The organism is bacterium, from assembly GCA_036382775.1.
GTDB lineage: Bacteria > Hydrothermota > Tepidihabitantia > SM23-42 > JAOAFX01 > DASVHD01.
The window spans coordinates 20,956-36,838 of the sequence record DASVHD010000038.1 but is presented as its reverse complement, the minus strand read 5'-3'; the positions used below and the strand labels follow the sequence as shown (position 1 = coordinate 36,838).

Genomic DNA, 15,883 nt, shown 5'->3' with positions numbered 1-15,883 from the left:
TGGATTTCTACAGATATAATATAATACTTTTATTAAATCTAAATCTTAAAGAATAGATGCATGGTGATGAGTGGCTATCGAAGCAGCAATCTATATAGATGTCTTTAAATTCGCATTTGCTGTGGTCCTCGGTTTTTTAATTTGGCTCTGCCGCCCGACTAAAAAGACTTTCTGATAGTCCGCCGGAATTCCGAGAAAATAAAAAAATTCTGGCCTCTTGCCAATGACGTGTAATTTACCAAAATCTTGGCACTCTCCCTAAAAAACGATCCCGACTGGGACAAAAACGGGACCAAACATAAGAGAGGTTGGCACAAGCCAACCTCTCTATTTAGTTTTTGTATCAACTATCCGGCTAGTTTGACCATCTTTTTTGAATAACTAATCGCAATTTGCCAGAAACACAGTGCAACAAAACACTCGCAACTATAATACATTGTCGGACGATTCAGTGGGACTGTTTTATCGAATGTCGGCTGGCGATCTATGTCTTTTAATTTAGGACCGTATATGTTTCAATTCAGGACATTCAAGCTGGTGCCAAGACTTCAACCGCAAAGTTAGAAATTAATGCTGATGCCAATCCGTGCACGGCGCGGGGCGGAATTTAGAAAGGCCCAATACTGTGTATTAACATATCTGCACATTTCACGATTTGCACAATATTCTTCATACGGTGTGATAATGCCGTCGTGATTGAAGTCAATCGCCGGATGATAATAGGGAGAATCCAATGTCATAAAGTAATTATAATTTGAAACCGCCCCAGGTTGTATGATTGGAGAGTATGGGGCGTATTCATAACGGATATCAAGGAGATTCACGATCTCAGCCAATACCTTCACTGTGAAACTGCCGCGCTTAATCGGAGCAACTATGATACAGTCAATCTGCTTTTGCAGTGCTGAGCGTGGGGCATTAGTTATCTTCCCTTCGGTGCCTGGTGAAGCGTAAGGAAAGCCATAACCGATATAACCAAACACATGCAGTTTGGCGGCTAAGGGAAGGTTGAACGTACCCTGTGCTAATATCCTATGCCGTTGATCAAAGTCAAGATCGTATGCATCGGCTGAAGGAACATATGTGGTATCACGCCAATAATCATCATGTATTTCCCGTGCATATGAACTCGTGCCTTTTGCCCATGAAAGCGTATATGAAGCCTTACCGGTAAACAGGGAGTTCGAATAATCCAGGATCGTTTCGATTCCTTTGACATTGCTATATTCAACATTGAAATAAGATGAATAGGTGTGAGCTTCATAAACGATTATTCTTGTGCCGGTCAGATCCTGAATATCTTTATAAAACGCATTGCATGTGATATTCATATTTTTCCGGATTGTCCCCTGACAGCCAACCTCATAGTTTATCGTTTTTTCGGAACCTAAATTAGGGTTGCCGATCGGTGAGTTCCGGATCAGATACCATACCCACTCTGGGTAAGGCAGCCGTAAATAATAACTGTACATATAGTCGTATAAAGGCGGTTGGGTATATCGTCCGACATTTGTACGAAACAGGAACTTTTCGGTAACAAGAAAGGAAAATCCAAGGCGTGGTGAAATCATTGACTTCGGATCAACATTCGGTAACTTGCTGTTGAAATAGTCCCAGCGGCAGCCAACCTTGGCATACAATCCCTTGTAATCAATATTATCCTGCAGATAGGCGGCAAATTCATCAGGCTTATAGTTCCATTCATCCACAATCGGATTGATTGTGTCATTACTCACCCAATATGTAAAATTGTCCAGGATATTGTAGGTATATTCAAATCCGCCTTTGATTTCATGATATTCGTGAAGATTTAAAATAGTGCCGACATTGGCTTTTAAAACCTGTGACGTACGCTCGCGATATTCAGGATAATCGCAATCATATGGCTTGTATACTTTCGTGGTTCCAAAAGGATTATTCAGGCTGCCAGAAGCGAAGGAAAATTCCAAATTATGGTTGTCTTTGAATGCAAAGTCGTCGAATATGCCATAATCCTTGTATATTCTTACACCATAAATAAACCTGGAATACAAGCGACTCAGGGTCAGGTTTAGGAGCTTTCTTGAATCAGGTAAAAAATTCAGGTTGAAAGTTTGTAAATTCCCTTTTTTCAAGTCCGACCGGTAGCGATCAAGGTGGAAGAGCCACTTAAAACCGTCGTAGCGATCAAATTGCGAGTGAGATTGCGCGCCGCTCAAGCTTATACGCAGTTTACCGGAAGGCGCCATCAGCCACTTGCCGTACAATGCATAATCGTCACGCTGTTTGTGAGGTAATAGGACCAGCCGGGGATTCTGATCGTCCGTATGCATTATATCCAACGAAACGAGCGTCTTCGATTTAAAAAATTCCGGTAAGTGCATCGTTGCTTGTACGTTGTTGTATCCAAAATCATAATACATTGGCATAATCCGCTCGCTCTTGCCCGACGCCTCGGTACGGATTTTACCCGAAGGATTCTGTGTTATAACATTGACGACTCCAGACATAGCCCGACCATACTCGGCGTCAAAGCTGCCGGGTAGAAAGATGATCTCGTCGACGACGCTTTTGGATAGGTTGATTACTGGTTCGCCGGTTAAGGGATCAATGATCGAGACGTTGTCGATAAGGTAGGCTACTTCAGTGGGACGACCACCCCGTACGTGTAAAGTAGTGTCCATACGGGTGACCGATGGTTGGAACTGAATTAGTCCGGTTGTATAATCGATTGGCAGTGTGCGGATTTCTTCTTTACGGATGATATAAGTTGTGCTGGTCCAGTCCTTTTCCACAGCTTTTTGTTTATATATCACGCTCACCGGCGGCATCTCGATCAGCGCCAGCTGGAGACTTATCCCAAGACGCGCGCTTTTATCGATTTGCACTAAAACCTTTTTTATTTTTTGCGTTTCATATCCGATGCAGGATACTTCAACATCATACGAACCAGGTGGGAGATTTAATATCGCGAAATAGCCGTTGTCATCTGTGGCCGTGCCAATACCCGTACCGGTGATGATCACGTTCGCGCCTGTGATCGGAGCGCCGTTATCAGCATCGTTCACTGTTCCCTGGATCTTACCCGTGGTCCCGGCAAAAAGAATAAAGATAAGAATGTCGATCATTATCCTTCTTTTGAGATTATACTGTATTTGTATTGATTGTCAAGAAGACTCCATTTAATGAAAACAATCTTGAGGAAAAAACTTGAGACTTTAAAGATGAACGATGACATTATTCCCTTTGGATTACATCTTTTGTTTTAAACTAGTAATCGCATCATTAGTCAAGTGCAACATGGATGTATCGTGGTAATGTCGAGCAATTTCATTGCTATAATTGTAGTAACATAGAGCTAAATCATAGTTTTTCATCAAATGATATGTTTTGCCAATTTGGTACAATATACGGACCTTAATATCATGGATTCCAATCATTTCCGATATTTTTTGGCTTTTTTTTAAATAGAACAAACTTTTGTTAAAATTGTGCATCAGTTGATAATTAGAACCAATTTGATATAAAAAATGAGTTTCAATATTATAAAGTCCCGCCAACCGGACAGTTGTTAGACAATTTTTAAGACAAATTATTGCCTTGTCAAAACATTGATTTTTTTGAAAGATCAAACTAATCTGATATAATGTAAGTGCTTTTCCATATGGATTTTTGATTTTATTATTAATGGCAATGCTGCGACAGTAATAATCCATAGCTATATTAAAGTTGTTTCTGAGGTGGTAGATACGCCCAATTTGATGATAGCTTAAAGCGACACAATGGAAATCGTCGAGTTGTTTGGCAATATTAAGGGACGAGACGTAGTATTTGAGTGCAATAGAAAAATTATTCATTAGTTGATAAGCTACACCCAGACGGTGAAAAATACTATTTAAGGCATAAAGATTATTAAATTTGCGTTCAATTTTTTTGGATTTATTATAATATAATATGGATGTATCCAAACGGTTCATATATTCGAATACAAGACCCATTTTAAAAAATGCGATCGCAATACCTTGGTGGTTCTTCATCTCACGTTCAATTTTGATATTTTGGCTATAAGCTTCAATCGCTTCATGCAACTTGCCCGTATGAAATAATATATCTCCAATTTGAAGTAGACAAGATGCTTCAACATTTTTATTTTTCGTTATTCGTGCACAAACTCGAGCTTGATAGATAAGATGCATAGCATATTCATACTCATGCAGTGCTTTGTAATGCCTGCAAAGTTTATATTTATATTCTAGTGCTTTTTTATAGCTTTTTATCCTATATAAATAATTTGCTAGTAAAGTATCCCTTATTATTTTAGAAAACGGAAAGTTATTTGAAAATTGTAAAAAAGTGGCAGATCGGAGGTTAAAATTTTTATATATTTTATAAGGTATGTGGTGATCGCAATAAATGTACAAGAGTGGATGTACAATATCATAAAATTCATTTTTAAAAGATTTAAAAACACCACTTTTTTCGATTACTTTTTTTAACACATTTTTTTGCCGCTTTGTTGCTTTAATTAAATAAGAAATTTGTGTAATACTCAAAGGATGTTTTAACACAAGTGCGGCGTCTATAATTTTTCTTGTTAAGTCATTAAAATATGGGTATAAAAAACCTCTTGTATTTTTAATTCTTCCTGCTGCTTTGATGATATTATTATAAGTTGGTGTTAAATTTTCAAGATTTAAAATATTGAAAACTGTTATTACTTGAATTGGATAACCTATATGGATTGCTAGAAACATACAAATTTTTTGATGTAATACAAGAGATAATCGACATAGAATTAATTTCTCAATATCATTGGCGGTTAAATGCTGGAGGCGTAACTTTGTGCAATAATTCTCTGATGTTTTCTGTTGTAAAAACGGCCATTTTAAGGCTTGATTATTTTTTGTATCGTATGCCAATAAAAATCCAATTCTGGGTGGTGGTCTACAAATTACTCGCTGAAGTATATCGGACGCCATCTGGTTTGCCCACTGTACGTTATCAAAAAAAATAACGAGATTGCGATCACTTTCACACAATAAAAGACTCATGATATGTAATATTTCATGAAAGCATTTTAATAAATGGAAAAATGGTTGATTATATATCGAAATAGTTTTATCTGCTCTAGCAAAATCATAATCAATACCTGTCGGGATTAAATAATCGTTCGGGGACAATTGTTTCAATATACGAAATACGTGATTGAAGTAATTCTCAAGAGTATTTTTTATGACCTTATTATCGTTGAGAGATTCCCATGCATTTTTTAGATTCCCAAAAAAATCTATCAAAGTACTAAATGAATCATAATATAATTTTGAAAATGCATTATCGATTATTAGGGTTGAGTTATATATATATTTGTTAACTATATTATGACGCATCCAGTTTAAGAGTGATGTCTTTCCTGAACCGTAAATTCCATATATTACAATGGTTTTACCATGGTTTTTCATATTTGAAAATGTTGTAATAAGTATTTTCTTTTCATTTAGTCTACCTGTAAAATATTGTGGTTGGCAAACATCGTAAGATAATCTAATTAACGGTTTAGTTGGTTGTTTTTTTGACTTCAATTTCTGATGATAATTACAGAACTAATAATATTTGTTTGGTGATCTTTGGTCATAATCATGTTTTGGTCCCGCTAGTGTTAAAACAGATGGTATAATTTTAGGGGCTGCAATTCGAAGTAGTCCATATCCGATGCCAGCAAGACCAATCATTAAGCCGGGTGTTTCAACATATTGAAGAATTCCACATCGGAAACCATTATCATTAATGTCATTAAGAATCGCCAACGCAACACGATTTACATAATTTCGCAAAGATTCGTTTTCAAAAACCTCACTGGCTTGTATAAGTAATTCAAGATTACCAATATCCCCATGGCATAAGGAATGATTATAGCCGAATCCATTTGCTATCGTTGCTTTAATCGCGATGTTGATTTCGTCAATAAAAATATGGCTGTTGAGATAATGCAAACAATCCAATCTGGCTAATCCGATTCCAGGGGCACCATTACACCATGCGTTAGAAACTCTTTGAGTATTAGAAATTTCATTAGACTTCATACTAGATACAGAATTCCGTAAATCTTCCCAATTTTTCTTATTTGGCAGATAATGGTCACGTTCGTAAGCGATTGCTTTAAGTGCTGCATTTTTATATTTCTTACTTTGCAATATTGTAGCGAGTCTAAATAACGCCATTGCAATGCCTGCGTTACCATGTGAAAGTCCTGTTAATGGCTTTTCACTTAGGGTAGGATTTATCCAACCAATTCCCTTTTCCATGTTTTGTGCAGACTGTAACAATCTTTCACCACATTTTATGGCTTTTGCGACAACTAGTTTATTAGCACTGTATTGATACAAAGTTGTAAGAGAACATATGCATCCGGCAGATCCAGCCAAAATATCGAAGTGATTATCACCTTTAATATAATCGTCTGATAAATAATTCACATATTTGTTTGCTATATTTAGAATTGATGGACTATTCCATAGTATTCCCAGGTGAGTCAATGTATATATTAGTCCCCCTAAACCTGAAAAGGCTCCAATCATTGTAATGTCAGATTTGTTATTTTCCACAAATTCCAATAAAGTATTTAGCGTTAGTCTAGCGAGCGATGTAAAATGCTCACTATTTGTAATTTTACCAAGATATGCAAGAAATAAGATAATTCCTGGCAAACCTCCATATAGATCGTATGATAATGGAGCAAGAATATAATTGTTCTCATTCCCGAGAGTAACTCCTATCCACGATGCGCTTGTTTTATCTTTAAAAGCAAGAGATTCCAGCTTTACACCAATCAATTTTGCTGTGTGCACTAATCTCTTTTGGAGTTCCTGTTTATCGTAAAATTTTTTATTAATTGTAACTTTGTAATGTGTGGATTTCGTTTGGATGGAATGTGCAAAAACGGTAGAAAGTGATGATCGAATAAACCATTGTTGCTGAAGTAGCTTTTTATCATCCAGTTGTTTAATGCGCTCTTTTACAATATCATGTCCTGATTTGTTAATAAGTCCATTAATTTTTTTACCTGAACTACTCCAAACATTTCGTGAATTGACATGCGTCGTAAACATGGGAATGTCATTATTTTGTAAATCTTCTATTTCGAAAGGTATTAATTTTGAAAGATGTGGAATTCTATTGACACCAATCCAAAGTTTATTAAAAAAACGTTCACGATCAAGAGCGTTGTGTAATAAATCCGGATGAAAACTTTCATAAAGAAGTAAACCATATATTCTGCTTGGCCTAAAAATTATCCGTATTTCATCTTTGAAAAAATTTGCTAAAGGCCTTTCTTTTGATAAAAGTTCAGTTCTATTTTTTTTAAGCAATCGGTATGAATCAGTAAACCCATCAATTATATATTCAGAATAGTCAATAATATTTACTTCTCTTCCTTTAATTTTTGGATTATTTTTACCTCCAGGCATTTCATAATATTTTCTACTCAAGTGGATTTCATCTGTTTGGGCTTTTTCAACAAAATGTATGCGATCTGGCCAAAGTTGACCCTTTACTATGCTTGAACCACTAATATCAATGCCAGCATTGTTATGACTTATCCATTGACGCTGCGGTAGTATACCGATCCTTAATACTGAATGTTCCATAACCCGTATTGCTCTATATATATTTTGAGTTGTATAAAGCTGATCGGAATGCGGATGAAACAAGGATTCAAGATCAATAAGCATTGGATTTTCACCTGCTGCGATTACATTCTCGAAATGAAAATCGGTGGCTTCCAATATATACAACAGCGCCAAATATCCCCCAATACGCCTATAAAATCGGCGGATTTCCACAATAGACATGCAATCAGAAACGTTTATGTATTCTTCCCAGCCATATGACTTGCGACTGAGTATCTTCATAGTACGAAAGGGAGGATTTATTCCTTTATTGTTTAGCCATGATAAAAGTTCCTGAAAATGCTCCTCAATCATTAGTGGTTTCGGTTTGTAAACAATTTGGAAACCTGAAGAGAACTTTGCAATTATTACCGCTCTTCCCATACGATGAGAATCCCCAATATTTCCTGATACTTGAATTAGATGTCCTGGATTTTTTCCATTATTTAATTTTGTGATTATAGCAGACCAATCTTGACAGAGATTGTTTAGAAATTCTAAACAATAGTGAATCCAATTATTGAGTTGTAGATTTATTTGCCGCGCAAGTACTGGATACTCTCTTAGAAAATTAAGCAATACATTTGTTTTACGAAAATATCGTAAAAAGTTTTTATATTTGGTTATAGGTGTTCTGCCCTTTAATTTATTTTGTAGTCGTGCTACATTAAGTTCCAGAATTATTGTGCGACAAAGAATCATTTCTAATCTACTTGGCAAGTTGGCGAACAGAATCTCATTAATCGTGTTTGGACAAAACGGTAAATTTCTATACTTATTAGTTAATTCTTGTACTCCTATAGTTAAATGTGAAAAAGCTTGTATTATTAAAGGCGTCAAAGCTAATAATAAGTCTATTAGTTTGTTATTTTTCAATTGCTGCTTATTCTTGTTGAATAATTTAAACGAATGATATTGAGAGAAGGCTTCATCAAGATTTTTCAACCATTCTGGTAAAACGGTTCGTTGCTGTAATGCTTCAGCAGATTCTGCTAATATTGTAAGCAGTTCATTTTCATTTAAACCAACTGCTCCGAGTTGCTGTAAAAAATATTGAGGATTTTTGTCAAAGGGAGGCTGTGACCGCCATTCGTTGAGATATTGTTTGGCTTTTTTTAATCGTACATTGTTATAAGATTTATTGGTTTTTGCTAAGCTTAACGAAGTAATACGTTCCTTTAAAGTCAAAGCATTATACCATTCACTGCTTCTTAGAATTTTATTTTTCATTCATTTTTCCTTTCTAATACAATACATAATCATAAGATGAATGATGACTAGCTGGGCAGGAAAAGCACTGCCCAGCTAGATCCTTATCACTGATGGTTATTACTTAACGCAGCACATCTCGGCGCATGGACCAGTAAGAAGGCTGGTGCATGTCGTGCAATGTGTGCATGCTGTTGCTGTCCCACCGGAGATAGCGTCCAAGTTTTCATCAGTAAGTTCTATAAGACCTATGGGATTATCAGGAAGTAACGCTCGTCGCTTTTTGCTTAAGCTTTTCCGGTAGACAGGATCTTTCCATGCTCTGATTATGTCGTTGACTGACATGTTAATCACCTCCTTTCTTTTTACTCGCTTGTCAGCGCTGTTGTTTTAATTCCAAGCGGGTAAAATTTTGATGGATATTCAATGCTGATGGTTGACATATACCAATCGTGAGTTTTTTCCGTTATCAACATGAATATCCTGACTTTTTGCAATATCCCTATAGAAACCATCTTGCATGAAGAGCTGTTCATGTGTGCCGTGTTCGATTATTTCACCATTTCTGATGACTATTATCATATCAGCATCGCGAATTGTGCTTAGCCGGTGTGCGATCACGATTCGGGTGCAATACATGGCATTTAAATTCGCATCGATCTTCTTTTCCGTATACATGTCAATATGGCTCGTTGCTTCATCTAGCAATAAAATGCGTGGTTTCCTCACGACCGCGCGGGCAATTGACAGCCGCTGCCGTTGACCGCCAGATAATCCCTGCCCGCTTTCCAAAACTAGCGTTTCGAATCCCATCGGCATTTGCATGATTTCATCATGAATGGCTGCTATCTTCGCTGCTTCGATCACTTCTGACAAGGATGCATCAGCTGAGCATAAGGAAATGTTCTGTTTTATCGATCCATTGAAAAGAAAAGATTCCTGTAAGACCGCACCGAAATGACCCCGAAGGTATCGCAGGTCAAGTTCCTTTAAGGAATGCTCGTCAAAAAGAATCTCGCCTGAGGTGGGTATATGCAACCCCAATAACAGAAGGGCGAGAGTGGTCTTCCCGGATCCTGTTGGCCCGACAATCGCTACTTTTGTGCCAGCTGGGATAGAAAATGATAAGTTCTTTAAAACGAGGGGACTATTCTTGTCATAGCGGAAACTGACTCCTTTGAGCTGAATCGCACCGGTAAGTTTGGGCTTCTTGCGCTTAGGATCAACCGTCTGCTCGGGGGGGCATTCTACCACGTCGCGAATGCGCTTGATATGGGCTATGATCAATTGCAACTGTTGGAAATTAGACACCAGGGAACTCAGTGGAATCAAAAAAGCAATGGCGATTGAATTGTAGGCGAGCACAGCGCCGAGGCTCATGGCATGTGACAGAACCTTCAACCCTCCAAACCACAGTAATGCCATGGGAGCGAAGGTTCGCAGGGTCGTTAGTATGGAATCAATAATGGCCAGGGCATGGTTCTTGCGCAGGGTCAGGTTCAGATTCCGGCTGAAAAGATTGGACCAGTGATTGAACGCATGGTCCTCGGCGCCCGATGCCTTCAGAGTAGAAATTCCCCGCAGGGCTTCGACAATGTAGCTCTGGGAATCAGCGCCTGCCATGAGTTCCTGTTCCGTGATTTGCCGCAGCCAACGGCTCGATATTAGAAGAATAGCTACCTGTACAAGGCCGATGGCTGATGTGACAAAGGCAAACGTGGGCGCTTTGAGAACAAGTATTGTAAAATATCCCAGCAGCAAAGTCACATCAAGCATGGTGGAAATAACTTGATTGGTCAGGATCTGGCGTATAAAGACGTTGCTGCTCAATCGCATCAGTATGTCGCCGGTGCTCCGCTGCTGAAAGAATTTCAAGGGCAGGCTCAGCATGTGTTCAAAGAAATTGAACATTATCTGCGGATCAAGCCGGCCCTGTAAATACACAAGCAACGAACCGCGCAAATAGCTCATCACCATGTAGATCAGTACGATAAAGACAAGCCCGAGACCCATGGCAGGCATCAAGCTATGCATTTCATACGCAAAGATATGGTCAATCAAAACTTTTGTAAACAGGGGCAAAGCCAAGCCAAAGAGAAGCAACATAAAGGAGACAGCGATAATTTGAAACAATGTTGTTGACAACGACGGGAGTCGGAGTATGGGTCCAAGATAGGAAAACAATGAGGATCTTGATGAGTAATGTTTCTGCTTGAAACCAACCCCTGGTTCGAGTTGTAGGATGACGCCGGTAAAGCCCTGGTTGAAGACGTCCGGTTTGAGTTTTCTCCGACCATAAGCGGGATCAATGACATGAACTGCTTTTGAGCTCCAGTACTCGACAACCATATAGTGATTGAATTTCCAATGGATAATTGCTGGTAATTGGACATAGCGAATGTCTTTCGGTTCGACCGTGAAGGCTTTGACCCGTAAACCGAATTCTCGGGCAGTCTTTGCTATTGCAAGAGCGGTTAATCCATCACGACCAGGCCCGCAATGCCGGCTGCATTCGAAAAGGTCGATATCCAGACCATAATATTTGAAAACCATAGTCAGGCACGCCGCGCCACAATCCAGTGCGTTCATCTGGAGAACCACGGGTACATCACGTCTGCGTAGAACTTGCCACCATATACGAATGCTTTTTATTGTTCTTTTATATAGGTTTAGCCACAAACGCGCAAGCATCACTATTTATCCATAATGTGAATGTATTTATCAGTCTTGAAAAATTTCCCAAGAAAGGGAATCAGTGATATTAACCTTTGATGCCCGGTGATTATTTTAACCGATAAGATTGAGCCTGCTTGATCATCAACCGTATTTCCTGAGGGCCGTTTAATTGTCGCGTAAGCGATAGAAACAGGTTCATTGATGCGTATTCCAGCCTGATGGTATTTCCCAAATAGAGCATCTGCTTTCTTGGGATTGAGAATCGTTGAGTCTGTCATGGTTATAATGCATTTACTTAGTTCTGTTGAACCTGGAATCGTATAATACACCTGCTGGCCTTGGTGAATATCTGTGCGGTATGAAACGGGTAACAGAATCATTAAGAATGGTTCGGTTTGTAACGAATCTGATGGACTAGATTGAACAATGGCAGTTGCAGAAGTAAAAATCGGTATTTTGGTCCAACATGCAAAAAGCAAAACTACTAACATTATTCCTAATAGCACCCATGCCATAGCGAAAAATGGTGGTGCGAGATGGCGAGGTAGTATTGTTTGCTCCCTTTCCTGTATGTAGCGTTTGACCATCTCTGGTCTGAAGATCAAACGCAAAGGAGATTTCATCATATATTCTTACCTCCTTAAAAATCACGATAAAATAAAAATTCAAACATAGATAAATTCCTTCAATCTATACAATGTATGATACTATACTGGTTAAATAAATTTGTTCAACACCCAGTTTTTTTTTTAATTAACAAAAAATATTGATGAATTTAGAACAAATATGATGTCACATGTGGCCAAACCTGTTGAAAAATCATGCCTTTTCACACAGAATTAGATGTTCCCAGTTATCGTGATTGACTATAAAATACAGGAATTCTATTTAGAAAAGCGCTTTTAGGGAGTCAGGGTATATTTATTTTCAAATATTATTTGTAGTGATAATGAGGGAGGCGAGTTTCAACAGGTCAACTGTTATGAATATAAGAGTATATTAAATAATGTCAATATTCTACCGTATGTTGCAGTGTTGTAAAGTACTTTTTAATAGTTCGATCTATATTTAGTTAAGCTTTGCTGTTAACAAAGCCAGAGAAAAAAATAATTGATCAGTTAATAATAAAAAAAACATCTTATTGCATAAGAGCGACCGATTGTTATTCTATACACAATCAGGAGGTAATGAAATGACAAAAGCAAGAAGGACTACGCATCGGAGTATATCTGGGAAAAAACTGTATGCAGTGCGTGATAAAAAGGGCCGATTCAAGGATATTCAGACATACAAACGCGCCCATGGTCAGGACATCAAACGGAAGAGCAAAGAAGAGAAATAGATGTCATAATAATATGTCCCCAGTCATATTCGCATTGATTCTGTTGTATGCCGAAACAGGTGATTCTATATTATACCTCCGACTCAATTTCAATAAGGCATCATGTTCGGAAAAAGATTTATGGGAGCGTCAATTATGTACTCCAAATTGCTGGGCAGTAGAATCCAGCGCGACAACAAATGGCATCGATACTGTGAAAGGATTACAGAGAAATGTAAAGGTTGGTCTGGCGTTGTCCGGAGGCGGTGACTGTGGGATTGCCCATATCGGTGTGCTAAAAACTTTTGAAAGGAATAATATCCCCATCGATGTCATTGCCGGGACGAGTATGGGTGCGATCGTTGGCGGTCTTTATGCATGCGGGTATTCAGCCGACAGTCTTGAAACCCTGGTAAAAAAAGAAATCAACTGGGATAATGTTTTTTCGGATCGGCAGCTACGGCAAGCTTCACCTATATGTGAACGTCTGCGCGAAAAACCACGCGAACCAGGACTCGACGTGAGCTTACGATTGTCGTTTAAACCGTTCTTTCTTCATGATCTCGCTTACGATGCAGGAGCAGGACTCAGAAAAGCCCAGGGATTCATCCACGAAATCAGCAGGTATACATTAATGTACGATTATTGGGCTGGGTTTGATTTTGACAGCCTGCCTATTCCATTTGGAGCGATCGTTGTCAACATGAACACGCAAAAAACAGAATTAATACGAAAGGGTACTATCGCAACTACCTGCCGGGCAAGCGGCTCCCTGCCAATAGTATTTGAACCGATGGATATCCACGGCATGCAATATGTGGACGGCGGCGTGCTGGACGACTTACCGGTGGATGCATTTGCACACTTTGATACGATGCGGGTGCCGGATAATACCATCACAATTGCCGGCGATACGGTTGATTACATAATCGCCGTGTATGCTTTTAAGATCACCGGGAAAAAAGACCCCATCGGTTCGGCTGGAGTTTTGGGCATAGGTGCAAAATTTAAAACCGCCGACTGGGCGCGCAATGTTCACGTGCTAAACAGTTTAGCACGGGCTAATACAGGCATCGAAATCGACGTTAAAGGAAAATTCGATTTTTCGTTGGATAATCTGGAAGGCATGATTTCTAAGGGTTACGAGGCAGCTTGCACCACTATTGATAAAATAAAATACGATATTGCGGCAAGAGAAAAGTCGCTGCCAGGGTATACCGGTGATCAATGGCCCTACAGAATTCATACGCTTGGCATCATGCAAATAAAACAAATAGACGATACTGGCAACTCTATGCTTTTAGATGAGACCCGTGAGAAAGATATAGTCTGTAAAACCTTGCGGATAAGCCCGGGAAGCCATATTGACAAAATAGATGTCTGCGATGCCATGAGGAGAGTTTACGGTTTGGGAAACTATGAACAGGTCTCGGCGCGGATTGAGAATCTTGCATCAGATTTCTGGGACCTGACGTTTCTTTTGAAAAAGAAGCGCATCAGCAGCGACCGGATAGCAATTGATGTAACGAACTTACATCTAGAAGATTCCGTGATCGAGAACTATATTAAAAATATCGTAGATACAAATTTTGTGCAAAGCAAAAGAGCGCTGAATTTTGAAGAAGTGAAAAGAATCGTCGAATTCGCACTGATTGACAGCGGTTTCGTCAAACCACGTATCGATAGTGTAAGATTCGTGGAAGCATGTAGTAATTATGATTCGGACACGCTTTTCATATACGGCAATAAAGGATTTCAACTAAAAAGCGTCAATGATCTAGGCCTGGACAAAAGACACTTGGAAAGTGCTTTCAGAAAACCTCCCGGTGCTGCAGCGGTTATCGGTGACTTGAAATCCATTCACGAAGTATACGATCTCAAAACAATATCTGTTGAAGGGGCAGAAAAAGACATGTTGTTGGTTAGATCGACCAAAAAATCGTCCCATACGATCGAATTTCCTTCATTGACTTTTGAAAGGAATGAAGGGATCAATTTTTTTGCTGAAATCAGGGCGAGGCAGTGGTTCTGCTGGTCGCCCTATCTGAGCTATGCCCATAATTTTACGTTAAAGAATGCCCGGGAACTACCTCTAAGCACTAAATCGGAATTAGGACTTCAGGATTGCGATGCAAAATCGTTGACACCGGAAATGGTCGGATACTGGAAGAGACTGACATACCCGTCGAATCCAGGCAGCACCGAATATGACCAGCATATAGATAGGTTCAGCGGCATGTTTGACCTGCCGTTTTACATTGCCAATAAAATCGCCATGATCCCAGGTTTCGAGGGTACGGTGTCGAACACGCATATGAATGACGAACCGGTCGAGTGGCAGAGATTCCAGGTCATGGGCACGGCGCACGTGCACTGGGACAACCTGGACCGCATCGTCTTTCCACAGAACGGCCTTAAGGCAAGTTTGGCCATGAAAATGGGTTACCTTGACCGACAATGGTGGGAAAGAGTGAAGATAAAAGTATTATGGCCGTTTTGGAAACCCAGAATCCAGGATATTATTACCAGCATAATGACCCTGAATGTCTGCGGCAGCTGGTTCCGGAACAACACGCCGGAACAGGAACGGTTCAGCATGGGCGGATTCACTCCGCCGGGGACCTATCAGCTGCGGCGTCTGGATTACGAGGATTTACCCGGTTTCAACCGCGATGAGTTCATTGAGCCGATTATGTGGAAAATCGGTATTTCGGCACGTCTTCCACTACTTGAGATAAAGTTACTTGACATTAAATTCAACATTCATCTGCTCGGCGCTCTTAATATTGCAAAAGCCGCCTCCACGTGGGATATCGCTTTTGATGATCTGGAACATTGCCCGTCGCTTGGGCTCTACGCCGATTGCGGCTACTTGAACGCCGGCTTCGTTGTCAACGGCACACGGCATGATTTCTACAAACAAGTTGTTTGGTATGTAGTAATGTATGGTTTGGGATTCTAGATACATCGCGACTTAATTATGTCATAGCCAGTGGTAGGTTATATTATCTTTATTGAATAAAATCTACAT

8 protein-coding genes are annotated in these 15,883 nt (G+C 39.4%); 2 read left to right on the top strand and 6 right to left on the bottom strand.

The features are described from left to right. Nucleotides 1-560: 560 nt before the first annotated feature. From VF399_09955 to VF399_09930, 6 genes are all read right to left on the bottom strand, one after another. Nucleotides 561-3,107 (bottom strand): TonB-dependent receptor, encoded by a 2,547-nt coding sequence (locus tag VF399_09955; GenBank protein HEX7320660.1) that lies wholly within the window; start codon nucleotides 3,105-3,107, stop codon nucleotides 561-563. A 123-nt stretch (nucleotides 3,108-3,230) separates the two neighbouring features. Continuing rightward, a complete protein-coding gene (locus tag VF399_09950; protein ID HEX7320659.1) occupies nucleotides 3,231-5,558 on the bottom strand; it encodes a tetratricopeptide repeat protein in 2,328 nt (775 codons plus the stop codon). 21 nt (nucleotides 5,559-5,579) lie between these two features. Continuing rightward, entirely contained in the window at nucleotides 5,580-8,876 is a 3,297-nt protein-coding gene (locus VF399_09945; protein ID HEX7320658.1) for a type 2 lanthipeptide synthetase LanM family protein, read from the bottom strand. A gap of 99 nt (nucleotides 8,877-8,975) precedes the next feature. Then, nucleotides 8,976-9,200 (bottom strand): mersacidin/lichenicidin family type 2 lantibiotic, encoded by a 225-nt coding sequence (locus tag VF399_09940; protein HEX7320657.1) that lies wholly within the window; start codon nucleotides 9,198-9,200, stop codon nucleotides 8,976-8,978. 78 nt (nucleotides 9,201-9,278) lie between these two features. Further along, nucleotides 9,279-11,546: a peptidase domain-containing ABC transporter gene (locus VF399_09935; GenBank protein HEX7320656.1), complete on the bottom strand. Its 2,268-nt coding sequence runs from the start codon at nucleotides 11,544-11,546 to the stop codon at nucleotides 9,279-9,281. A 2-nt stretch (nucleotides 11,547-11,548) separates the two neighbouring features. After that, nucleotides 11,549-12,157: a hypothetical protein gene (locus tag VF399_09930; GenBank protein HEX7320655.1), complete on the bottom strand. Its 609-nt coding sequence runs from the start codon at nucleotides 12,155-12,157 to the stop codon at nucleotides 11,549-11,551. Nucleotides 12,158-12,723: 566 nt separating this feature from the next. On the opposite strand from VF399_09930, the gene VF399_09925 reads away from it, so the two are divergent. Together VF399_09925 and VF399_09920 are read left to right on the top strand one after the other, a co-directional pair. Next, on the top strand, nucleotides 12,724-12,873 hold the full coding sequence (locus tag VF399_09925; protein ID HEX7320654.1) for a hypothetical protein: 150 nt from the start codon (nucleotides 12,724-12,726) through the stop codon (nucleotides 12,871-12,873). Nucleotides 12,874-13,066: 193 nt separating this feature from the next. Beyond that, a complete protein-coding gene (locus VF399_09920; protein HEX7320653.1) occupies nucleotides 13,067-15,814 on the top strand; it encodes a patatin-like phospholipase family protein in 2,748 nt (915 codons plus the stop codon). Nucleotides 15,815-15,883 lie beyond the last annotated feature (69 nt).

Coding starts and splice junctions, on each gene's coding strand:
- VF399_09955 (HEX7320660.1), bottom strand. CDS start 3,107: ATGATCGACATTCTTATCTTTATTCTTTTTGCCGGGACCACGGGTAAG.
- VF399_09945 (HEX7320658.1), bottom strand. CDS start 8,876: ATGAAAAATAAAATTCTAAGAAGCAGTGAATGGTATAATGCTTTGACT.
- VF399_09940 (HEX7320657.1), bottom strand. CDS start 9,200: ATGTCAGTCAACGACATAATCAGAGCATGGAAAGATCCTGTCTACCGG.
- VF399_09935 (HEX7320656.1), bottom strand. CDS start 11,546: ATGCTTGCGCGTTTGTGGCTAAACCTATATAAAAGAACAATAAAAAGC.
- VF399_09930 (HEX7320655.1), bottom strand. CDS start 12,157: ATGATGAAATCTCCTTTGCGTTTGATCTTCAGACCAGAGATGGTCAAA.
- VF399_09925 (HEX7320654.1), top strand. CDS start 12,724: ATGACAAAAGCAAGAAGGACTACGCATCGGAGTATATCTGGGAAAAAA.